The sequence below is a fragment of the Flavobacterium hydrocarbonoxydans genome, assembly GCF_009789235.1.
In the GTDB taxonomy this organism is placed as follows: domain Bacteria; phylum Bacteroidota; class Bacteroidia; order Flavobacteriales; family Flavobacteriaceae; genus Flavobacterium; species Flavobacterium hydrocarbonoxydans.
In genome coordinates this window covers 196625-218702 of the sequence record NZ_WSTB01000002.1, presented here as the reverse complement: position 1 = coordinate 218702, position 22078 = coordinate 196625, and the positions used below count along the sequence as shown (strand labels likewise).

The window sequence follows — 22078 nt, the reverse complement described above, 5'->3', positions numbered from 1 at the left end:
TTAAATTAAATCTTACCAGTCTTTTTCGGCTTTTCTTGGTGCTCCTTTTACTTTTTGAGCGTTTACCTTATCCTGAATTTTCTTTTCTTCATTGTTTACGGCATCTAATAAATTCTGAACACGGTCTTTAGAAATTCCGCCTGGCATTTCTTTTGGTTCGCCATTATTATCTGATTGGTCGTCTTTTTTAGGATCGTTTTTACCGTCTTTTTTATCCTTGTCCTGATCGCCTTTGTCGTTTTTCTTCTGATCGTCTTTGCCGTCCTTTTTGTCTTTATTGTCGCCGTCTTTCTTCTGATCGTCTTTTTTGTCGTTTTTTTTGTCCTTATCCTTATCCTTGTTTTTATCGTTTTTCGGAGGATTTTCTTTTAGCTTTTGTTTTGCCAATGCGTAATTGTAGCGTGTTTCTTCATCGGTAGGATCATTACGCAAGGCATTTTTATAAGCTTCTACGGCTTGCGTATAATCTTTCTCTTTCATAAAAACGTTTCCAAGATTATGAAAGGCTTTGTGTTTCTCCGGTTTTGTTTTGGCTTTTTTTATCGCTTTAGCGTAAGCAAACTTGGCTTCGGAAATTTGATTTTGTTTGTAAATGGTATTACCTAAATTATAGGAAGGAGCGCTTGTTCTCGAAAATTTTGATTGCGAAATTCTGTAATTTGCCTCTGCATCAACAAATTTATTCTGCTTATATTCTTCATTGGCAACAGGCAATGTTTTGTCTTTCTCCTGAGCCGAAACTGCAAAAGAAGACGTTATTAAAATATAAAGAAGTAAATTTTTCATTCTATTTTTTTATTTTTTATTAGCCACAGATTTCACTAATTAGTTTTCTTGTGTTTGAATTTCACGAATAGTTATTAAAAACGTTATTCATGTAAATTCGAGTAATTTGTGGCGAACTTTATTATTTCTTTTCATTAAATAAATTCAACTCTTTCACCCAGTTTGTTTTTCTTTCTAACAGGAAAATATCCAAAAACAAAAGGAAGAAAGCGAAACCTAAAAACCACTGAAATTGCGATTCAAATTCGGCCATTTGTATCGCTTCAAATTCTGTTTTCTGAATATTATTTAAGGCATTTTTGATGTAATCCAAAACCTCTTTGGTATTTCCGCCATAAACATAACCACCTTTAGTCGCTTTTGCAATAGCTTTTAATCCGTCCTGATTTAGTTTTGTGATAACGGTTTCACCATTATTATCTTTTTGATAGCCTTTGATGACACCGTTTTCTTTTAATGGAATTGTTCCTCCCTTTTCAGTTCCTATACCAATGGTAATGATTTTTATTCCCAGTTTGTTAGCTTCTTCGGCTACACCCGAGGCTCCTTCAGAATGGTCTTCACCATCCGAAATCATAATCAGCAATTTGCTTGTTTTGCTTTTTTCATCAAAATAAGTCGATGATAATTTGATGGCTTCATCCAATGATGTTCCCTGCGAGGAAACCATTCCAGGACTCATACTTTGCAGGAACATTTTGGCAACACTATAATCTGTAGTGATAGGGAGTACGGGAAAAGCACTTCCGGCGTATGCCACAATCCCAATTCGGTCATTTCCTAAATTGTTAATAATCTGCGAAACGACTTGTTTGCTTTTCTCTAAACGACTTGGCGCAACATCTTCGGCCAGCATACTTTTGGAAACATCGACTGCAAAAACGATGTCGATTCCTTCGCGTTTTACGGTCTCCATTTTGGTCCCCATTTTAGGGTTTACCAATCCGATAATCAAACAAGCCAAAGCCAAAAGAACAACGACCAACTTTAAAACAGGTTTAAAAGTGGAGCTTTCCGGACTCAGTTTTTTTACCATGTCTAAGTCCCCAAATTCGCGTTGCTTTTTTCTTTTCCAATACAAATTAAAAAAGAAAATACACACCACTATTGGTAGTAAAATGAGTAAGTATAAATATTTTTTTTCGTCTAATTCCATAAATATTTTTAAAATTCCAATCTCAAATCGTTGAGATAAATTCCAAATTCCAATTTTTTGTTCTTAAAAGTTTAATTTTTAAATTTCTAATTCCAATTTTATTTTTTTTTAAATTTTACTAATCCATTTTCGAATTTGGAATTTAAATTTTGGAATTTTTTGATTTGAAAAATCAAATAAAACTTCTGTAAACAGTGTTTCGTAATCCAACCTCAAGTAACAATAAAAAGGCAGCTAATAAAACAAAAGGCCTGTATTTTTCGTCGTAATCGTAGAATTTTAGTTCTTCGATTTCTGTTGTTTCTAGTTTATTGATCGAATTGTATATTTCGGCTAATTTGTCATTGCTGGTTGCTCTAAAATACTTTCCATCGGTTTTTCTGGCAATGCTTTTCATCAATTGTTCGTCGATTTCTACTTTTTGCATTTTAAATAAAAATCCACCGTTTGGTGCATAGGCATAAGGAAATTCGGCCATTCCGTTGGTTCCAATTCCTACTGTATATACTTTTATACCGTATTGTTTCGCAATATCTGCAGCGGTTTCAGGTTCTATAAAACCAGCGTTGTTTACACCATCAGTCAATAAAATGATTACTCTGCTTTTAGCTTTACTGTCTTTTAAACGGTTTACCGCAGTAGCCAATCCCATCCCAATTCCTGTTCCGTCTTGTAAAACCTGATCGTATTTGATGCTTTTTATAGCTTCTAAAATAATGGCTTTGTCACTCGTTACAGGCGTTTTAGTATAAGCTTCTGAAGCGTATAAAACCAATCCGATTCTGTCATTTGGGCGTTCTTCAACAAAATCTGCTGCTACTCTTTTTAAAGCTTCCATACGGTTTGGCTTTAAATCTTTGGCCAGCATACTTCCCGAAACGTCAATTGCCATTACGATATCAACTCCTTTGGTTGTTTTGGTCTGATTGCTGATGTCAACCGTTCTTGGTCTTGCCAATGCAATAATTAGCGAACAGAGTGCTATTATTCTAAAAACGTGTAAAAAAGGTTTGAACTTCGTTAAAAAAGACTCAGAACCTTTAAAACCTTGTGTTGAACTTATTTTTAATGTTGCCGACTGCTCATTGCGTTTCCAGAAAAACCAGGCAATTGCTATCGGAATGATTAAAAATAACCAAAAAAATTCCGGATTTAAAAAAGTTATCTTTCCCATTAGTTACTTGCTTTTTTAAGTTCAACAGAATTTAAAATTCGGGCCGAAATTTCGTTTGCATAGGTATCACCTTCTTCGTGTAAAATCACGATTTGTTGTAATCCCTGCTCTTGTTTAAAAAGCAAAATTTCATAATATGCTTTTGTACTGCTTTTGTCAATTGGATTTAAAACAGTCATTGTACCATATCCTTTTACTCCTTCAATACCTTCATTTGTCTGGAAATCCTCTTGTTTTACAATAATATTTTTACCGCCCTGCGCTTCCATTACTTTTAGTGAACCTTCAAGTGCCTTTGCTAAATCAATATCAGTTGGGTTTTTGAATTTAGTTGTAGAAACGGTCACGTAAAAGTTGTCAATCATGCTTCCGTACACAAACAGCTGCATTTCCTTAATCAAAGCCATCGCTTCTTTAGGCAATACTTTTTGGGTGTCCATACGTTTTAAAACCTTTGGAGTTTCGATAACAACTCCTGGATTTCCGTACTCGCTTTTTACCCATTCGCCTTCTAATAATTCTTTGGAAGGGTGACCAATCAGATTGTCTTTTACAAAACTGAAACCTTTAGTAACGATAAAATAAGTTGTTGTAGCTGTAAGCAGGAAAACAACGGTTGCTATTGAAGTTACAATTCGTTTATTTCTTTTCTTTTGTAATTGAATTTTGATTTGCTTTTGTCTTTGCGCTTCATTCAGCAATTGATCTTCTTCTTCCGCAGGAACTTCAGTTGGTATTGCATTATCAAGTGTCAGAATAACTCTTTGGATTTTATTTCGGTCTTCAGTAATTTCAAAATCCAAAGGTTTAGATTTTGCAAATTTCACCAAATCGGCCTGACGTAAAACACGTTCCAAATTCTCAACGGTTTCAGGAGTTAGCGTCATCTTCTTTTTTGTAGAAGCTAATCGTATGGCCTGAATCAGTTCAGATGTGGTGCTTTCCATTGCCGGAATATGAATCGCTTCTTCGATATAGTTACGGGCAATATCGGTCAGTTCACTATAATATTCCTTGATTTCTCCTTTTTGCACCAATTCTTTTTGCTCCAGATTGTTTAACAAACTTGTCGCTTTTTCGATTGGCGTTTTATAAACTTCTTCTTCAATCTTTTTCTTCTGATGCTTTTTCATGTACCAATACACAAATGCACCAATAGCAAGAATTACAATCAATATCAAAAGATAAATCCACCAGGAACCAATGCCACTTTCTGCAGTGGAAATGTCCTTGATGTCATACATTTTTTGTTGTAAGGTATCTACTTTTACATTAGCGACTTCTACCGAAAGGGAATCGCTTAAAAAAGGTTTTTTGTCAATTAAAATTTTAATGGCCGGAATGGTATATTTTCCGGAATCAAATTGCGTTAAACCATATTTTTTGATGAGTTCGTAGGTATCGTTCTTTTTTACAGTATCAATCGGATAGGATTCGATAACTTCTAAAGCGCCGATATTTTTTAACTTCGGAAAAACAACTTTCGATTTGGAGCTCACGACCGTTTTAAGCGTTAACTTAAACTCGGCACCAATTTTATTCTTTGTAGTATCAATGCTGGTTTCGACTTGTTTTTGTTGAGCAAAAACAGTGGTTGAAAGCAGAAATAAAAATATGTACAGTTTTAATTTCATTTGATTTTTAATTTCAGATTTTAGTCTAAAATGAATGCTTAAACATAGAATGCTGATCTAAGCGGATTTTTTATTGTTATAATTCTTCAGCAGAAATCAATTATCAATTTTTTAAAAATCTATCCCGATAGCTATCGGGACTGCAATCTAAAATTAATTTTATCTTGATTTAAAATAACCTAATAACTTCGTTACATAACTTTCGTCAACTCTTGTGTTTACTATTCCTGCGCCAGATTTTCTAAAAACATCTTTAAAATAGTCCAGGCGTTCCTGATAATGTTTTTCGTAATTCAATCTTACCGTTTTTGAACCTGTATTTACCAGTTGTATTTTTCCGCTTTCGGCATCCAGCATGGTGACCATTCCTAAATTTGGAATTTTTTCTTCGCGAATATCGTAAACTCTGATTCCGGTAATATCGTGTTTTTTAGAAGCAATCTTTAATGTATGCTCATAATTTTCAGACATAAAATCTGAAATCATAAAAATGATGGCTTTCTTTTTTTGAGTTCCCGATAAGAATTTCAAAGCTTGGGCAATGTCGGTTTTGTTGCTTTTGGGTTCAAATTCGATTAATTCACGAATGATTCTCAAAACGTGTGAACGCCCTTTTTTAGGCGGAATATACAATTCGATAGTATCAGAAAATAAAATCAAACCAATTTTATCATTATTTTGTGTAGCCGAAAAAGCCATCGTTGCCGCAATTTCGGTGACGATGTCTTTCTTAAACTGATTTTTTGAACCAAAACCTTCCGAACCTGAAATATCGACCATCAAAACCATGGTTAGTTCACGTTCTTCTTCGAAAACTTTTACGTGAGCTTCATTGTAGCGTGCCGTAACATTCCAGTCGATGTTACGAATATCATCGCCATATTGGTATTGGCGTACTTCGCTAAAAGTCATCCCACGCCCTTTAAAAGACGAGTGATATTCTCCCGAAAAGATGTGATTGCTCAGTCTCTTGGTTTTGATTTCTATTTTTCGTACTTTTTTTAAAAGCTCTTTTGTATCCATTTTTTCGGATTGCAGATTTTAGATTTTAGATTTTAGATTCCAAATTAGAGCGTAGTTTTTTTAAATCTAAAATCTACACTCTAAAATCTAAAATTTCTTAAGGTACTTCAATCTCGTTTACGATTTTGTTGATGATATCTACGGAAGTAATGTTTTCGGCTTCAGCCTCATAAGTGATACCAACTCTATGGCGTAAAACATCGTGTACAACAGCACGAACATCTTCCGGTATTACATAACCACGACGTTTGATGAAAGCGTAACATTTAGCCGCATTGGCCAAATTGATACTTCCACGTGGAGAGGCTCCAAAGCTGATAAGTGGCTTTAAATCGGCCAATTTGTACTTCTCAGGATAACGAGTAGCAAAGATGATATCCAGGATATATTTTTCTATTTTTTCGTCCATGTACACTTCACGAACAGCTTCTTGCGCACGCAAAATTTGTTCTACAGAAACTACCGGATTTACTTTTTCGTAACTTCCTTTTAAGTTCTGACGAATTACAAAACGCTCTTCATCAATTTTTGGGTAGTCAATTACGGTTTTCAACATAAAACGATCGACCTGTGCTTCAGGAAGCTGGTACGTTCCTTCCTGCTCAACAGGGTTTTGTGTTGCCAATACTAAAAACGGACGGTCTAGTTTGAAAGTCGTATCGCCAATAGTAACTTGTTTTTCCTGCATCGCCTCTAAAAGTGCAGACTGAACTTTGGCAGGAGCACGGTTTATCTCATCGGCAAGTACGAAATTAGCAAAAATTGGCCCTTTTTTAATCGAGAATTCATTTGCTTTGATGTTGTAAATCATCGTCCCCACAACATCGGCAGGTAATAAATCAGGAGTAAACTGAATACGGCTGAAAGAACCCTGAACCGCTTGCGACAAGGTATTTATCGCTAACGTCTTGGCTAATCCCGGAACTCCTTCAAGCAAAATATGCCCTTGTCCTAAAAGTCCAATCAATAAACGCTCGACCATATGTTTCTGGCCCACAATAACTTTGTTCATTTCCATTGTAAGAAGGTCTATAAAAGCACTTTCTCTTTCAATTTTTTCATTAATCGCTCTAATGTCTAAAGTCGTTGTATTTTCTTCCATATAAATATTTTTAAAACCTTTTTTAAACGGTGTATTTTAAGCCTTACTTTTGAGAGTGCAAATTGAATATTTTTTGAGAAGTAAGATGTTAAAGAATGGTTAAAACTTCGACCAACTGACTAATTTTAAGGACGAATTGTGATTCTATTTTTATATTTTTAAGAACTTTGATGATTATGCTTCACGAAAGTATATTTAATACCACAAAAAACACAATAAAACCATGAGTAAAACTGCCTTGTCGCCTATAATTTCAGGCACTATGAATTGGGGTGTCTGGGATAAAAACCTAACGCCAAAAGAAATGGAAAACATGATACAAATTTGTATCGAAAATAAAATCACGACTTTTGATCACGCCGATATTTATGGTTCTTATACTACCGAAGCTGATTTTGGAAAAGCCTTTAAAGCGAGTAAAATAGCAAGGGAAAAACTACAATTGATTACCAAATGCGGGATTCAGATGATTGCTGAAAGTCGTCCAAACAAAATCAAACATTACGATTATTCTAAAGAATACATAATCTGGTCAGTCGAAGAATCTTTAAAAAAGCTGAAAACTGATTTTGTGGATGTTTTTTTATTGCACAGACCAAGTCCGTTGATGCAGGCAGATGAAATTGCCGAAGCAGTCGAAAAGTTAAAATCAGAAGGAAAAATCATCGATTTTGGATTATCGAATTTTACGAGTTCTCAAACCGAATTGATTCGCCAGAAAACCGAAGTGAGTTATAATCAGGTACAATTTTCGGCAACAAATTATGAGCCAATGCTGGACGGAAGTTTCGATTATATGCAAACACATAAAATTCGTCCACTTTCTTGGAATCCACTCGGAACGGTTTTTAGAGAAGATACCAAGAAAACAAGACGTTTGAAAAAACTGCTTGCTGATTTGGTTCAAAAATACAGCTTTGGCTCTGATACACTTTTATTGGCCTGGATATTGAAACACCCAGCCGGAGTCATCCCGATTGCAGGAACTGTGAATGTCGCCAGAATTCAATCGTTGATGAAAGCCGTAGAATTAGAAATGGACAAAGAAGACTGGTTCGCCATTTGGACAGAAAGTATGGGCGATGATGTTCCTTAAATAAAAACATTATGAAAATGATACGCCTCGAAAAATTTGATAAAATTTTTTATTCCGAATTAATCAATTCCATCAAAAATGCAAAAGATTTAATGCAATTTGGAGGACCAGAATTTACTTTTCCGTTAACGGAAGAACAAATAAACAAAACACTTTCGGATAAAAAGCGAATTGCTTTTAGAGTTGTAAATGCTTTTGATGAAAGTACGGTTGGGCATTGTGAAATTTATTTCAAAGACGATTCTGCAAAACTCGGAAGGATTCTGATTATCGATGAAAAGCAACGAGGTAAAGGAATTGGAGAACAAATTGTGGTTCTCTTACTGCAATTTATTCTTGAAAACAGAAAAGAAAGAAATGTTGAATTGAATGTTTTCGATTTTAATATAGGCGCCATTAAGTGTTATGAAAAAGTTGGTTTCAATATTAATCCGGATAAAAAATTGACAAGAAAAGTTGATGATGAAATCTGGACCGCGATTAATATGACAATAGATTTAAATTGGAACAATATAGGAGAGAAAATAAAATTTAAAAACAGATAAAAATCATTAAAATCCTTTTAATCTGTGGCTAAAAAACATAAAAAAAGAGAATGAAAAAAACAATTTTAATTACTGGCGCCACTAGTGGAATCGGAAAAGCAACGGCGCAATTATTTGCAAAATACCATTACAAAATTGTCATTTGCGGCAGAAGAAAAGACCGATTGGAAGAACTTGAAAAAGAACTTTCTGAATATACAGAAGTACATTCTTTGGCGTTTGATGTTCGGGATAAAAATGCGGTTTTAGAGAGTATCAATTCTTTGCCAGAATATTTTTCAAACATTGATATTTTAATTAATAATGCTGGAAATGCGCATGGGTTAGATCCTATTCAGACGGGAGATTTAGAAGATTGGGATGCTATGATAGACATCAATGTAAAAGGTTTATTATATGTTTCGAAAGCGATAATTCCGCAAATGGTCGAAAGAAAATCAGGTCATATTATCAACATTGGTTCAACCGCCGCGAAAGAAGTGTACCCGAACGGAAATGTATATTGCGGTTCAAAACACGCTGTTGACGCCATTACTGCGGGAATGCGAATTGATTTGAATCCGTTTTCTATAAAAGTTGGCGGGATACATCCAGGAATGGTTGAAACGGAGTTTAGTGAAGTGCGTTTTAAAGGCGATACCAACAAAGCTTCGAATGTTTACAAAGGTTTTGATCCGCTGCAGGCTCAGGATATTGCCGATATTATTCATTTTGTTGTGTCAAGGCCCTATCATGTAAATATTGCAGATTTGGTCGTAATGAGTACAGCGCAAGCCTCATCGACGATCGTTAAAAAAGATATTTAATTGAAATTTAATGTAGAGACGCACAGTAGTGCGTCTTTCTTTTTAAATTAGTAGAAATTTGTAATCGCCTGATTTATTCGTTGTTGCTGAAACTAAAATAAAAAATATTTAAACATGATCAACAAACGCCTTTTAATAAAAAATCTACTCGCCCATAATGATGAGAGCAGTTTTTATGACAAAAAAAGGCAGCTGAATTTACACTCCCGTGAAGGAAAAGGAAAATTCCTGAAACACATTTGTGCCCTTTCAAATTCAAACCCAACCAATAATTCCTATATCGTAGTTGGGGTAGAAGATCAGGATAACGAAATTGTTGGCGATGATTTTTTCGATGATAGCCGAATTCAGAATCTGGTGAATGCTTTTCTCGAAAACCCGCCAAAAATTCAATACGAAAATGTGCCTTTTCCTAATCTTCCAAAAGATAAAGTGGTGGGTTTGGTGACTATTAAACCCAAAAGCAAAATTTCGTATTTCAAAAAAGGAATTCATACCACGCCCGCAAATAGTGTTTTTATACGTCGTGGCAGCAATTCGGTTCCGGTTGAGGGCGAAGTTGAAAAAAATTATCAAAATACAGAAACCGTCATCGGGATTGAGAACAGTTCCCGGAATAGTATTCAATATACGCTGGATGGAGTGATAGATTTTATGAATTTCAGGCACAAAGATATGTCGCCAAAATATCATGTTTTCAAAGAATTGTTTGTGATTTGCTGGGCTGGAGTTCCTAAAAAATCTCGTGACAAAACTTTCTTATCGCGTGTAGATATTGAGCTGATTAACGAGCAAATTAAGCTTTTTTATTCGGCTCAGGATGTGGTTACCATTGTTTTTGACGACAATAGTTTTACAATTACGGAATATGTTCCGTTGGGGTTAAACGACAAAACGAGTTATTATCCTTTAGAAGAACAAACCATCCGTTTTTTTGACAATGGCTATTACAAAATTGATAGTAAAATGCTTTTTCAACCGCCTGAATTCAATAGGAGAATGTTGTTTCATATTTACAATTCGAATATAGCTTTACTTCAGAAATTGCAAAAAAATCAGATTTTATCAGAACGTGAGCTGAAAGATTTGGAAAACCTGCCTTCGACTTTTATGATTTGTTATCTGAATGGTTTTGACGATGCCAAGCAAAAATTAATTGATGCAAAATTACTTTTAAAACCTTTTTCGCAAGTGTATTTGTCCTTTAAAGAAGCGTTGCGAATTTTAAGAAAAATGAAATATGGAGAGCAGTGAAAAAAAAGGTTCTAAGTCTCTAAGGTTCTAAGTTTTTGAGTTGCAAAGGTTCAAAGCGACAAAGGTTTTCTGTAGAGACGCACCGCAGTGCGTCTTATTTAGGATTCGTTAAACGCAATTTTGTCATTCCGTAGGAATCTCTAAAACTGGTAATTCTTTGCATATAGAGATTCCTTCGGAATGACAAACTTTATGAAATTTGGTTTCTTTAAACAATCATTTATCACTCAAAAACCAAATATTTTTTTACTTTTTCAAAAGGGAAAATTATTTCCTGCGGACCTTCAGCATAAGAAGCGGCTTCATAGGAGTTGTAATATAAAAGCAAACCTTCATTGGTATAAAAAATATTTTGCGGAAGCTGAAATTTATCATTTTCAAACATAAAACCGGTCGAATTGATATTGGCTGCTGCCGGAATTTTAAATTTTGTTCTAAATTCTTTTTCGGCGAAAGCCTGAAACTCTTTTTTGTTTCTGAATAGTTTATCCATAGAAATTGACTTTCCCGTTTTAGGGTTAAACAATAAGGAACGGAAGCCCTGATAACCATGTGCGCCCCCAGTATAAGTATAATGGTCTAATTTTATATTTAAAATTTGATCCGATTGATATTCTACATTTCCAGTGATTTTGCCTTCCCAACCAAATGTTTCACTCGGGAATTTTTTGTGCATTTCTTCATAAGAAGCAATAAACGAACTTGCCAGTGTATTATAATCTCTGGCTTCCGAAGGTTTTTCCCCAAAATAAACAATGTCTTTTAAAACATTCAAAATTTTCTTGTTGATGCTATCCGCCGTCACAGGAACATTTTTTGCAACTGGAATATCAATCGTGATTTCTGGACAATCTTTTTCGCAGGGAACGGTTGACTTTTTTGTAATTACTTCGTTTTCAAAAGAAAGTTCTTTACTGCAACTGGCGAATACAAAAAATAATAGCGGAAGGAAAACGTGGTATTTCATCTCAAAAATTGTTAATTATATACAAAGGTAGGAAGTGTTTCAGGATTAGAATAAATTAAACGGTAAATTTGTAGAATATTTAAGTTTTTAAAAACGGTAACTACATGAAATTCAATACAAAAGTAATACATGGCGGTCAGCATCATGACCCAAGTACAGGAGCTGTTATGCCTCCGGTGTATCAAACTTCAACTTATATTCAGACAAGTCCGGGGCAGCCTTTGGGTGACTATGAGTACAGCAGAGCTTCAAACCCAACCCGTACGGCTTTAGAAAATGCTTTGGCCAGTATCGAAAACGGAACGCGCGGATTGGCTTTTTCGTCTGGTTTGGCAGCTACAGATTGTATTTTAAGAGCATTCAAAGCAGGTGACGAAGTTATTGCAATGGATGATTTGTACGGAGGAACCTATAGAATGTTTTCTAGAATTTATAAAGATTCAGGTATAAAATTTCATTTTGTTGATATGACCGATATTACCAAATTGAAGTCTTTAATTAATGAAAATACTAAACTGATTTGGGTAGAAACACCAACCAATCCGTTGATGAAATTGGCCGATATTCAGGAAATTGCAAAAATCACTAAAGAACATAAAATCTGGCTGGCGGTAGATAATACTTTTGCAACACCTTATTTGCAAAAACCGCTTGATTTGGGTGCTGATATCGTGATGCACTCGGCTACAAAATATTTAGGAGGACACTCCGATGTTATAGCCGGAGCTTTGATTGTAAAAGACGAAGCACTAGGCGAGCAATTGCATTTTCAGCAATTTGCAACGGGAGCAACTCTAGGACCAATGGATAGTTTTTTGGTTTTAAGAGGAATTAAAACGCTTTCGCTAAGAGTACAAAGACACTGCGAAAACGGAGAGAAAGTAGTGGAGTATTTAAGTAAGCATCCAAAAATAAATACAGTTTATTATCCAGGTTTAAAAAGTCATCCGTTTCATGAAATTGCTAAAAAGCAAATGAAAGCTTTTGGCGGAATGGTTTCGTTTACTTTTAAATCGGGTAAAAAAGAAGATTCGATTGCTTTTTTAGAGAAATTGAAAGTCTTTACGCTGGCAGAATCATTAGGCGGTGTAGAATCGCTGGCGAATCATCCGGCTTTGATGACACATGCGTCAATTCCGGCTGATAAACGTGCTGAGGTAGGTATTACCGATGACCTGGTAAGATTGAGTGTTGGTATCGAAGACGCCGAAGATTTAATTGCCGATTTAGAACAGGCATTAGCTTAAAAATAAGAAACCCCAACTCGTAAGAATTGGGGTTTTGTATTTTAATATTCTAAATAATATACATAACCAACATTAAACCAGACTTGCCAGTCATTGGCTTTGTTTTCGGTATAAATGTCTTTATTTGGGTTTAATCCGTCAATCCAGTCTGAACTGAAAACCTGGAATCGCGTTTCGAATAAGATGTCATTCATTTCATCCAGTTTGTAGTGTACTCCAAGACCTCCAACTGCTGATACGGCGAATCCTCTTTCGCTGGAAAAACCATATGCGTGACCGTCAGATGGTACTAAATATTTACCAGGTGTTGTTTCCGGAGTTCCTAACGGACCAAGAGATGAGGTGAGTTTTGATTTATATAAAGTAGCCAGAAAACCTAAACTTACATAAGGACTAAATCGTCCATTAAGTCTTTCGTAGTTTTTTATTTCTACAAATGGAGAGTACTCTAACTGTGAGCCAATATTTACTAAAGTCGAGGATCCGGTCATGGCTTTAAGCTTTGCAACTCCTGCAGAATTACTGTTTCTGTTAACCCATTGTCCGAAGTGTTCCAAATTAGCTTTGTTAAAGGATAACTCTGATCTGACTTTAAAATGCTCCGCAAAATAAGTATTACGGCTACTATTTGAAGAAAAGTTGATAAAGTGAACAATTCCAATGCCAAATCCTGTATTACCAATGTTAGTATCGAAATCATGACGTTCTCCAAAGTCTGATTGTAAGGTAACTGGTCCAAAAATAACACCAACTTCATGAGCCAGGTCTAATTGGGCATTTGTCGTCGATGAAAAGCCAAAAATGGTTATTAATGTAATTACAATTTTTTTAAACATGTGAGTGGTGGTGTCTGAATCTGAGGCAAATATATAAAAAACCTATTCGATTAGAAATTAAAAATACCTCTATTAAAAAATAAGTTGCAAAATACTTAATTTACTAACTATTGTTATGGTTTTTTTCTACAAATCGCAATAACTTAAATGGCGTTTTTCTGATTGTTTGAAAAATACATAATTCCGACAAAAATGTTATAAAAATCGTTATTTGAAATATGATTTTCCTATACCTTTGTCTGTAATAACGAAAACGTTTTCTTAAATGTTAATAATCTAATAATCATGTCACAAAGTATTACAGCTTTTATAGATTCGGTTAGTGAGAAAAACCCGAACGAGTCTGAGTTTTTACAAGCAGTATTAGAAGTTGCCGAAACGGTGATTCCTTTTATTGAAGAAAATAAAAAATATCAAAACAAAATGCTTTTAGAGCGCATGGTTGAACCTGAACGTGTGATTTTGTTCAGAGTTACGTGGCTAAACGACAAAGGCGAAATACAAGTTAATAAAGGATATCGTATCCAGATGAATTCTGCAATCGGGCCTTACAAAGGAGGTTTGCGTTTTCATCCATCTGTAAATTTAAGTATTTTGAAATTTTTGGCTTTCGAGCAAACTTTCAAAAACAGCTTGACAACATTGCCAATGGGCGGTGGAAAAGGTGGTTCTGATTTTGATCCAAAAGGAAAATCAGATAACGAAATCATGAAATTCTGTCAAAGTTTTATGACGGAACTTTCTAAACATATCGGTGCAGATACGGATGTTCCTGCCGGAGATATAGGTGTAGGAGGAAGAGAAGTTGGTTATATGTTTGGTCAATACAAAAGATTAAGAAACGAATTTACCGGAGTTCTTACCGGAAAAGGAATTTCTTTCGGAGGTTCATTAATTCGTCCGGAAGCAACAGGTTACGGAGCAGTTTATTTTGCTCAGAGTATGTTGCAGACTAAAGGAGATTCATTCAAAGGTAAAACAGTTGCAGTTTCCGGTTCTGGAAACGTAGCGCAATATGCTGCTGAAAAAGCAACTCAATTAGGTGCAAAAGTAGTTACATTGTCTGATTCTGCAGGTTATATTTATGATGCTGACGGAATCGATGCTGAGAAATTGGCTTTTGTAATGGAATTGAAAAATGAATTAAGAGGAAGAATCAGCGAGTATGTTGCGAAATATCCAAACGCAAAATATGTTGAAGGAAAACGTCCTTGGGAAGTAAAGTGTGATGTAGCTTTGCCATGCGCTACCCAAAACGAATTAGACGGAGACGAAGCAAAAACTTTGATTGCAAATGGAGTTTTGGCTGTAGCCGAAGGTGCCAATATGCCATCAACTCCAAGTGCTGTTACTGCTTTTCAGGAAGCTAAAATTTTATTTGCTCCAGGAAAAGCTTCAAATGCCGGAGGTGTTGCAACTTCTGGTCTTGAAATGTCTCAAAATTCATTGCGTTTAAGCTGGACTGCTGAAGAGGTTGATGAAAGATTAAAAGGAATCATGTTAGCAATTCATGCTTCATGTGTACAATACGGTTCTGATAAATCAGGTTATGTTGACTACGTAAAAGGAGCTAACATTGCTGGATTTGTTAAGGTTGCAGATGCTATGCTTGCTCAGGGTATAGTGTAATTTTTTAATTATAGTTTTTTGAATGCCTTCAGTTGTCTTGAAAGAGATAAACTGAAGGCATTTTTTTTAGCCATTGCGAATTTAAAAAGAATTAAAATTTTGATTTTTCATTTAACTTAATTTCTTAATGGTTCAAAAAAGAACTTTATTTAAAGTAGAACAAAATTCAAATACTTTCGTTTGTAGTATATTTGTCAATCTGAATCATCCAAATAATGAAAAGAAGGTTTCTGAATATTTTGTTTTTATTGTTGCTGCAAATTGCTTTGGCACAAAATAAATTGTCATGGCAGCCTTATTTTTCGTTTAACGAAATAAAAGACTTGTCAGAAGCACCAGCTACTGTTTTTGCAGCTTCAGAGAATGCTATGTTTTCTAAAAACACAGCTTCTAACCTTGTCAAAACCACCACAACTGTTGATGGGCTTTCCGGACAGACAATATCAGCCATTTATTATAGTGAGGTTTCTAAAAAAACATTGGTAGGCTATGAAAATGGTTTGCTGATAATCATTAATGAAGCCGATGGGAGCATGCTTAAAAAAGTAGATATTATCAATAAACAATTACCGGCCAATCTTAAAAAAATAAATCATTTCATGGAGCATAACGGTTTGGTGTATGTTTCTTGTGATTTTGGAATTGTACAGTTTAATGTAACAACTTCACAATTTGGTGATACATATTTTATTGGAGATGTCGGTGCCGAAATTAGTGTGAAACAAGCTGCTTTTTTTAATGGATTTATTTATGCCGCAACTTCAAGCGGAATCAGAAGGGCCGATATTCTGAATTCGGATTTAATTGATTACAATCAATGGTCAGTGGTTAATTCTGGTGAATGGTCAAGTGTAGAAACTTTAGATACAGAATTAATTGCGATTAACAGTTCAGGATATATTCATCGTTTTGTTTCAAATGCTTTTGTGGGTTTTTTACAACTTCCGCAGGCTTCTACAGACATGCGTGCTGAAAATAATATTCTGATGATTACCACTCCTAATACCATTTTTGTATATAATAATCAGATGATTTTAATGCGTCAAATTTCAAACACTGAAGTTCTTAGTGATAAAATAATTTTTACATGCGCAACATTTGTTAGCGATTTTATTTATATCGGAACAAAAGAAAACGGCCTGTTTTCGGCAGTTTTGGCTTCTGGAGCTACTTTTGACAACAATACACCTATTGGACCTTCCCGTAACAATATTTTTTCTTTAGATGTGACTTCAAATTCAGTTTGGGCAGTTTACGGCGATTACGATTTGTTTTATAATCCGTACAATTTAGACAGTTACGGAATTAGTAAATACAGTAATTCGGATTGGCTGAATATTCCGTATGAAGAAGTTCTGGGTGCTAAATCTATTACCCGGATTTTAGTAAATCCAAACAATGAAAATCAGGTTTATGCCAGTTCGTTTTTTTCGGGATTATTAAAAATTGAAGATGATGTTCCGAATTTTTTATACGATTATAGTAATAGTGGTTTAGAAACCATAACAACTGAAGGACCTAATTATTTTGACGTTCGTATCAACGGAAATGCTTTTGATAAATCTGGAAATCTTTGGGTAACCAATAGCCGAATCAAGAATGGTCTGAAAGTTTTAAGAACCAACGGACAATGGCAAACCTATCCGATAAGTACGGTTTTGGTAGATCCTGAAGAAACCAATTTTTCGAATATTGCCATTGATAAAAACGGTACCAAATGGATTAGTACCAGTAATGAGGGTGTAGTAGGTTTTAATGAAAGTTCTAATACGTTTAAAAAAATGACATTTGGACCTGATGTTGGGAATTTACCCAGCAACAATGCAAGAACAGTGGCCGTGGATACTAAAAACCAACTCTGGATAGGAACTACAAAAGGATTACGTGTTTTATCAAATGTAGCCAGTTTTCAAACTGAAAGTCAGTTAAAAGCAAATCCAATAATTATTAATGATGATAATCTGGCGCAGGAATTATTATATGAGCAGTTTATTACTTCGATTGCGGTTGATGGTGCCAATAATAAATGGATAGGGACGGTAGATTCTGGTATTTTTATGGTTTCGCCAAACGGTCAGGAAACCAAATATCATTTTACGATAAACAATTCGCCTTTGCCTAGTAATGTGATCAATGATATTAAGATTAATAGTGTAACCGGCGAAGTTTTTATAGCCACCAATAAAGGAATGATTTCTTTTAAAGGAATTGCAACTGAAGCCAACGAAGATTTGAATAATGTATATGTATATCCAAATCCCGTTCGTCCTGAATTTTCGGGAACGGTAAAAATCGCGGGTTTGATTGATAAGGCCAATATTAAAATTGCCGATATCGAAGGTAATTTAGTATATGAAACCACTTCTGAAGGAGGTACTATCGAATGGGATACAACCGCTTTCGGGAAATACAAAGTAGCTTCGGGCGTGTACATGATTTTTATTTCGGCACAGGATGGCGGGGAGACGAAGGTTAAAAAGGTTATGATTATTAGGTAGTCCCAAGTCCCAAGTCCCAAGTCCAGTAGTCTTAAAATCTAAAATCTACACTCTAAAATCTACACTCTAAAATCTAAAATCAAAAAGTGCAAGTAAAAACCAAAGCAATCGTAATTTCGGCTTTAAAATTTCAGGAAAAAAGTTTGATCGTAAAATGTTTTACACTTTCAAATGGGCTGAAATCTTATTTCGTGCGCGATGCTTTTTCGAGCCGGAAAGCGAGTCAGAAGATTGCTTATTTTCAGCCATTATCGATACTCGAAATCGAAGCGGTTCATAAAAATAAAGGCACTTTGGAGAATTTCAAAGAAATAAAAACTTCGGTTCCTTTTCAGAGTATTCATACTGATTTGGTCAAAAGTACGATGGTGATGTTTTTGTCTGAAATGCTCCATTATTCCATTCAGGAAGAAGAAAAAAACGAATCACTTTTTGTGTTTTTAGAAACCGCATTAACCTGGCTGGACCATCATGATGAGGTTTCTAATTTTCATTTGATTTTACTCTTAGAGACCACTAAATATCTTGGTTTTTATCCGGATGTTTCCGAAATTGATTTGCCTTTTTTTGAAATGTATGAAGGGGTTTTTACACTTTTTCACGGAATTGGTTCTTTGTCAGAGCACGAAACTTCTTTGTTTAAAAAACTGATTGATTTAAAATTTGACAATGATCAGAAAATCTTTCATGTTATCGAAAGACAAATTCTGCTTAAAATTCTGATTGATTACTACAGCTTCCATTTGGATGGATTCAAAAAACCTAAATCTTTGGATGTTTTAAAAGAAGTCTTCTCCTGATTTTCCTAAGAATTTTTCATACTTCATAAATAAAAATTTATAATCTTTTCTCTTTTTTCTAATCTCTTTCATCTTTCCTCAAAATTCCTTACTTTCGCACCTCGATTAAGAAAAGGATAAAATGAGCACAAAATTTACTGAATACAAAGGACTTGACTTGCCAACAGTAGCGTCAGAAGTACTTGATTTTTGGAAGAAAGAAAATATATTTGAAAAGAGTGTAAGTACCCGCGAAGGTGCTGAGCCTTACGTGTTTTTTGAAGGCCCGCCTTCAGCAAACGGTTTACCTGGAATTCACCACGTGATGGCACGTGCGATTAAAGATATTTTTTGCAGATATAAAACTCAAAAAGGTTTTCAGGTAAAAAGAAAAGCCGGTTGGGATACGCACGGATTGCCTGTAGAATTAGGTACCGAGAAAGAGCTTGGAATTACAAAAGAAGATATTGGTAAAACCATTTCGATAGAAGAATATAACGAAGCGTGTAAAAAAACCGTAATGCGTTATACCGACGTATGGAATGATTTGACCGAAAAAATGGGGTATTGGGTAGATATGGAAGATCCGTATGTGACGTATAAACCAAAATATATGGAGTCTGTCTGGTGGCTTTTGAAACAAATCTACGATAAAGGTTTGTTGTACAAAGGGTACACGATTCAGCCATATTCTCCAAAAGCAGGAACTGGGTTGTCTTCTCACGAAGTAAATCAGCCGGGTGCTTATAGAGATGTTACGGATACAACGATTGTAGCACAGTTTAAAACTTTACCTGAAACTTTGCCTTCATTTTTACAAGGTTTTGGAGATATTCACATCTTGGCCTGGACGACAACGCCTTGGACATTACCTTCGAATACGGCTTTAACAGTTGGACCAAAAATCGATTATGTTTTAGTAAAAACATTTAATCAATATACTTTTGAACCTGTAAATGTTGTTTTGGCTAAAAATTTAGTTGGAAAACAATTCGGAAAAGGATTTTTTGCAAGTGAAGACGATGCTGATTTTGATAATGTTAAAGAAGGAGATAAAAAACTTCCGTATAAAATTTTAGCGGAAGCGAAAGGAGCTGATTTAGTAGAAATCCGTTACGAGCAATTATTACCTTATGTGCTGCCATATCAAAATGCAGAAAATGCTTTTAGAGTAATTGCCGGAGATTTCGTAACTACAGAAGACGGAACTGGAGTTGTGCATACTGCTCCAACTTTTGGTGCAGATGATGCTAAAGTAGCAAAAGAAGCTAAGCCAGAAGTGCCGCCAATGTTGGTTTTAGACGAAAATGGTACTGCTGTTCCTTTGGTAGATTTACAAGGAAAATTCACTTCGCATTTAGGAGATTTGGCTGGTAAATATGTCAAAAATGAATATTATGATGCAGGTCAGGCGCCAGAGCGTTCTGTAGATGTTGAAATTGCTATTCGATTAAAAGAAGAAAATAAAGCCTTTAAGGTCGAAAAATACGTACACAGTTATCCGCACAGTTGGAGAACAGATGAGCCGCTTTTGTATTATCCATTAGATTCATGGTTCATTAAAGTAACCGATGTAAAAGACAGAATGTTCGACCTGAACGAAACGATCAACTGGAAACCTAAATCTACTGGCGAAGGACGTTTTGGAAACTGGCTGAAAAATGCCAACGACTGGAACTTGTCCCGTTCCAGATATTGGGGAATTCCGTTGCCAATCTGGAGAACGGAAGATAAAAAAGAAGAAGTTCTGATTGGTTCTGTTGAAGAATTATACAACGCGATCGAAAAAGCTATCGAGGCTGGTTTTCAAAAAGAAAATCCGTTTAAAGGTTTTGAAATCGGAAACATGTCTGAATCAAATTATGATTTAATCGATCTGCATAAAAATGTAGTCGATCAAATTACGTTGGTTTCGGCATCAGGACAGCCAATGAAACGCGAAAGCGATTTAATTGACGTTTGGTTTGATTCTGGTGCAATGCCGTATGCGCAATGGCATTATCCTTTTGAAAACAAAGATAAAATTGACGAGAATAAAGATTTCCCTGCGAATTTTATTGCGGAAGGAGTTGACCAAACTCGTGGATGGTTTTATACCTTACATGCTATCGGAACTTTGGTTTTTGATAAAGTAGCGTATAAAAATGTGGTTTCGAATGGTTTGGTTTTGGATAAAAACGGACAAAAAATGTCGAAACGTTTAGGAAATGCGACTGATCCTTTTGAAACAATTGCGGAATATGGTCCTGATGCTACACGTTGGTACATGATTTCAAATGCAAATCCCTGGGATAATTTAAAGTTTGATATTGAAGGAATTGCTGAGGTACGCCGTAAATTCTTTGGAACTTTATACAACACTTATTCTTTCTTTTCGTTATATGCCAATATTGATGGTTTTAAATACGCTGAAGCGGAAATTCCGTTAAACGAAAGACCAGAAATCGATCAGTGGATTATATCTGAATTGCATACATTAATAAAATTTGTGGATGAATGTTACGAGGATTATGAGCCTACAAAAGCAACAAGAGCGATTTCTGACTTTGTTCAGGAAAATTTGAGTAATTGGTACGTTCGTTTGTGCCGTCGTCGTTTCTGGAAAGGTGAATACGCTCACGATAAAATTGCGGCTTACCAAACACTTTATACCTGTTTGCTAACAATAAGCAAGTTGAGTGCTCCTGTGGCTCCTTTTTTCATGGATAAATTGTACCGAGATTTAACGATTTCAACAGGGACTGAGGATTTTGCCAGTGTTCACTTGGCTGAGTTCCCAAAATTTGTCGAAAACTTTGTTAATAAAACGTTAGAAAGCAAAATGCAGAAAGCGCAAACCATCTCATCATTGGTTTTGTCACTTCGTAAAAAGGAGATGATCAAGGTGCGTCAGCCGTTGCAAAAGGTAATGATTCCAGTACTTGACGAGAATCAGAGAGCTGAAATTGAGGCTATTTCTGAGCTTGTAAAAGCGGAGGTAAACGTTAAAGAAATTGTGCTTTTAGATGATGATTCCGGTATTTTGGTAAAACAGATTAAGCCTAATTTTAAAGCTTTAGGACCACGTTTCGGTAAAGATATGGGTCTGATTTCCAAAGAAATACAAAATTTTTCAGCGGAGCAGATTAACCAATTAGACAAGCAGGGAACGCTGGATATTGTTATTGCTGGAAATAATGTAACTTTATCACTAGAAGATGTCGAAATAACATCGCAGGATATCGAAGGATGGCTGGTTGCAAATTCAAATGGAATTACAGTTGCGTTGGATATCACCATTTCAGAAGAACTGAAAAGTGAAGGTATTGCAAGAGAGTTGGTAAACAGAATTCAAAATATCCGTAAAGATTCCGGATTTGAAGTTACCGATAAAATCAAAGTGCAATTGAAGAGAAATAGCCTTTTAGAAGAGGCAATTCTAAAAAATGAAGACTATATTAAGTCTGAAACGTTAACAAATGATTTAGTTTTTGTGGATGTTCTGGAAAACGGCACAGAAATTGAGTTTGATGATATTAAAACAGTGATATTAATTTCCAAATAATA

At 35.2% G+C, this 22078-nt stretch carries 17 protein-coding genes; 9 read left to right on the top strand and 8 right to left on the bottom strand.

All coding sequences use genetic code 11. From position 1 onward, the window contains the following. Nucleotides 1-12: 12 nt before the first annotated feature. The 6 genes from GON26_RS04175 to GON26_RS04150 all read right to left on the bottom strand — a co-directional run bounded on the left by GON26_RS04175 (nt 13) and on the right by GON26_RS04150 (nt 6875). Nucleotides 13-786, bottom strand: coding sequence for a tetratricopeptide repeat protein (locus tag GON26_RS04175; protein WP_160373470.1), 774 nt, complete (start codon nt 784-786; stop codon nt 13-15). A 121-nt stretch (nt 787-907) separates the two neighbouring features. After that, complete coding sequence (locus tag GON26_RS04170; RefSeq protein ID WP_160373469.1) at nt 908-1942, bottom strand: VWA domain-containing protein; 1035 nt, start codon at nt 1940-1942, stop codon at nt 908-910. Nucleotides 1943-2114: 172 nt separating this feature from the next. Beyond that, nucleotides 2115-3116 (bottom strand): vWA domain-containing protein, encoded by a 1002-nt coding sequence (locus GON26_RS04165; protein WP_160373468.1) that lies wholly within the window; start codon nt 3114-3116, stop codon nt 2115-2117. After that, entirely contained in the window at nt 3116-4750 is a 1635-nt protein-coding gene (locus GON26_RS04160) for a phenylalanine--tRNA ligase subunit alpha (RefSeq protein WP_160373467.1), read from the bottom strand. The genes GON26_RS04165 and GON26_RS04160 overlap by 1 nt, the downstream gene beginning before the upstream one ends. A 159-nt stretch (nt 4751-4909) precedes the next feature. After that, nucleotides 4910-5773, bottom strand: a complete 864-nt coding sequence (locus GON26_RS04155) for a DUF58 domain-containing protein (RefSeq protein WP_160373466.1) — start codon at nt 5771-5773, stop codon at nt 4910-4912. Between the two features lie 97 nt (nt 5774-5870). Continuing rightward, nucleotides 5871-6875, bottom strand: a complete 1005-nt coding sequence (locus GON26_RS04150) for an AAA family ATPase (RefSeq protein ID WP_007807095.1) — start codon at nt 6873-6875, stop codon at nt 5871-5873. 223 nt (nt 6876-7098) lie between these two features. Here GON26_RS04150 and GON26_RS04145 point away from each other — a divergent pair, with 223 nt between their 5' ends. The 4 genes from GON26_RS04145 (at nt 7099) to GON26_RS04130 (ending at nt 10576) form a co-directional block, all read left to right on the top strand. Next, the gene (locus tag GON26_RS04145) at nt 7099-7971 is read left to right on the top strand and encodes an aldo/keto reductase (protein ID WP_160373465.1); all 873 of its coding nucleotides are present in this window, start codon (nt 7099-7101) and stop codon (nt 7969-7971) included. Nucleotides 7972-7982: 11 nt separating this feature from the next. Continuing rightward, complete coding sequence (locus tag GON26_RS04140) at nt 7983-8516, top strand: GNAT family N-acetyltransferase (RefSeq protein ID WP_160373464.1); 534 nt, start codon at nt 7983-7985, stop codon at nt 8514-8516. A gap of 50 nt (nt 8517-8566) precedes the next feature. Continuing rightward, nucleotides 8567-9322, top strand: a complete 756-nt coding sequence (locus GON26_RS04135) for an SDR family NAD(P)-dependent oxidoreductase (protein ID WP_160373463.1) — start codon at nt 8567-8569, stop codon at nt 9320-9322. Between the two features lie 114 nt (nt 9323-9436). Continuing rightward, entirely contained in the window at nt 9437-10576 is a 1140-nt protein-coding gene (locus GON26_RS04130; RefSeq protein WP_160373462.1) for an ATP-binding protein, read from the top strand. Between the two features lie 223 nt (nt 10577-10799). On the opposite strand, the gene GON26_RS04125 is transcribed toward GON26_RS04130, so the two are convergent. Further along, on the bottom strand, nt 10800-11543 hold the full coding sequence (locus tag GON26_RS04125; protein ID WP_160373461.1) for a DUF3298 and DUF4163 domain-containing protein: 744 nt from the start codon (nt 11541-11543) through the stop codon (nt 10800-10802). A gap of 104 nt (nt 11544-11647) precedes the next feature. On the opposite strand from GON26_RS04125, the gene GON26_RS04120 reads away from it, so the two are divergent. Further along, a complete protein-coding gene (locus GON26_RS04120) occupies nt 11648-12790 on the top strand; it encodes a cystathionine gamma-synthase (protein ID WP_160373460.1) in 1143 nt (380 codons plus the stop codon). Nucleotides 12791-12831: 41 nt separating this feature from the next. Here GON26_RS04120 and GON26_RS04115 read toward each other — a convergent pair whose 3' ends face one another. Further along, nucleotides 12832-13626 (bottom strand): THC0290_0291 family protein, encoded by a 795-nt coding sequence (locus GON26_RS04115; protein WP_160373459.1) that lies wholly within the window; start codon nt 13624-13626, stop codon nt 12832-12834. Nucleotides 13627-13911: 285 nt separating this feature from the next. Here GON26_RS04115 and gdhA point away from each other — a divergent pair, with 285 nt between their 5' ends. From gdhA to ileS, 4 genes are all read left to right on the top strand, one after another. Next, entirely contained in the window at nt 13912-15255 is a 1344-nt protein-coding gene (gene gdhA, locus GON26_RS04110) for an NADP-specific glutamate dehydrogenase (RefSeq protein ID WP_160373458.1), read from the top strand. A gap of 215 nt (nt 15256-15470) precedes the next feature. Next, nucleotides 15471-17753 (top strand): type IX secretion system anionic LPS delivery protein PorZ, encoded by a 2283-nt coding sequence (gene porZ, locus GON26_RS04105; RefSeq protein ID WP_160373457.1) that lies wholly within the window; start codon nt 15471-15473, stop codon nt 17751-17753. Nucleotides 17754-17839: 86 nt separating this feature from the next. Next, nucleotides 17840-18553 carry a DNA repair protein RecO gene (gene recO / locus GON26_RS04100; protein WP_160373456.1) on the top strand — a complete coding sequence of 238 codons (714 nt, stop codon included), beginning with the start codon at nt 17840-17842 and terminating at the stop codon, nt 18551-18553. A gap of 121 nt (nt 18554-18674) precedes the next feature. Next, complete coding sequence (gene ileS / locus GON26_RS04095) at nt 18675-22076, top strand: isoleucine--tRNA ligase (RefSeq protein WP_160373455.1); 3402 nt, start codon at nt 18675-18677, stop codon at nt 22074-22076. Nucleotides 22077-22078: the final 2 nt, after the last annotated feature.

What these genes read in the sequence shown, in the direction of transcription:
- GON26_RS04165 (WP_160373468.1), bottom strand. Translation starts at nt 3,116, where the DNA reads ATGGGAAAGATAACTTTTTTAAATCCGGAATTTTTTTGGTTATTTTTA.
- GON26_RS04120 (WP_160373460.1), top strand. Translation starts at nt 11,648, where the DNA reads ATGAAATTCAATACAAAAGTAATACATGGCGGTCAGCATCATGACCCA.
- GON26_RS04115 (WP_160373459.1), bottom strand. Translation starts at nt 13,626, where the DNA reads ATGTTTAAAAAAATTGTAATTACATTAATAACCATTTTTGGCTTTTCA.
- GON26_RS04175 (WP_160373470.1), bottom strand. Translation starts at nt 786, where the DNA reads ATGAAAAATTTACTTCTTTATATTTTAATAACGTCTTCTTTTGCAGTT.
- ileS (WP_160373455.1), top strand. Translation starts at nt 18,675, where the DNA reads ATGAGCACAAAATTTACTGAATACAAAGGACTTGACTTGCCAACAGTA.
- GON26_RS04160 (WP_160373467.1), bottom strand. Translation starts at nt 4,750, where the DNA reads ATGAAATTAAAACTGTACATATTTTTATTTCTGCTTTCAACCACTGTT.
- porZ (WP_160373457.1), top strand. Translation starts at nt 15,471, where the DNA reads ATGAAAAGAAGGTTTCTGAATATTTTGTTTTTATTGTTGCTGCAAATT.
- gdhA (WP_160373458.1), top strand. Translation starts at nt 13,912, where the DNA reads ATGTCACAAAGTATTACAGCTTTTATAGATTCGGTTAGTGAGAAAAAC.
- GON26_RS04135 (WP_160373463.1), top strand. Translation starts at nt 8,567, where the DNA reads ATGAAAAAAACAATTTTAATTACTGGCGCCACTAGTGGAATCGGAAAA.
- GON26_RS04150 (WP_007807095.1), bottom strand. Translation starts at nt 6,875, where the DNA reads ATGGAAGAAAATACAACGACTTTAGACATTAGAGCGATTAATGAAAAA.
- GON26_RS04125 (WP_160373461.1), bottom strand. Translation starts at nt 11,543, where the DNA reads ATGAAATACCACGTTTTCCTTCCGCTATTATTTTTTGTATTCGCCAGT.
- GON26_RS04155 (WP_160373466.1), bottom strand. Translation starts at nt 5,773, where the DNA reads ATGGATACAAAAGAGCTTTTAAAAAAAGTACGAAAAATAGAAATCAAA.
- GON26_RS04170 (WP_160373469.1), bottom strand. Translation starts at nt 1,942, where the DNA reads ATGGAATTAGACGAAAAAAAATATTTATACTTACTCATTTTACTACCA.
- GON26_RS04145 (WP_160373465.1), top strand. Translation starts at nt 7,099, where the DNA reads ATGAGTAAAACTGCCTTGTCGCCTATAATTTCAGGCACTATGAATTGG.
- GON26_RS04130 (WP_160373462.1), top strand. Translation starts at nt 9,437, where the DNA reads ATGATCAACAAACGCCTTTTAATAAAAAATCTACTCGCCCATAATGAT.
- GON26_RS04140 (WP_160373464.1), top strand. Translation starts at nt 7,983, where the DNA reads ATGAAAATGATACGCCTCGAAAAATTTGATAAAATTTTTTATTCCGAA.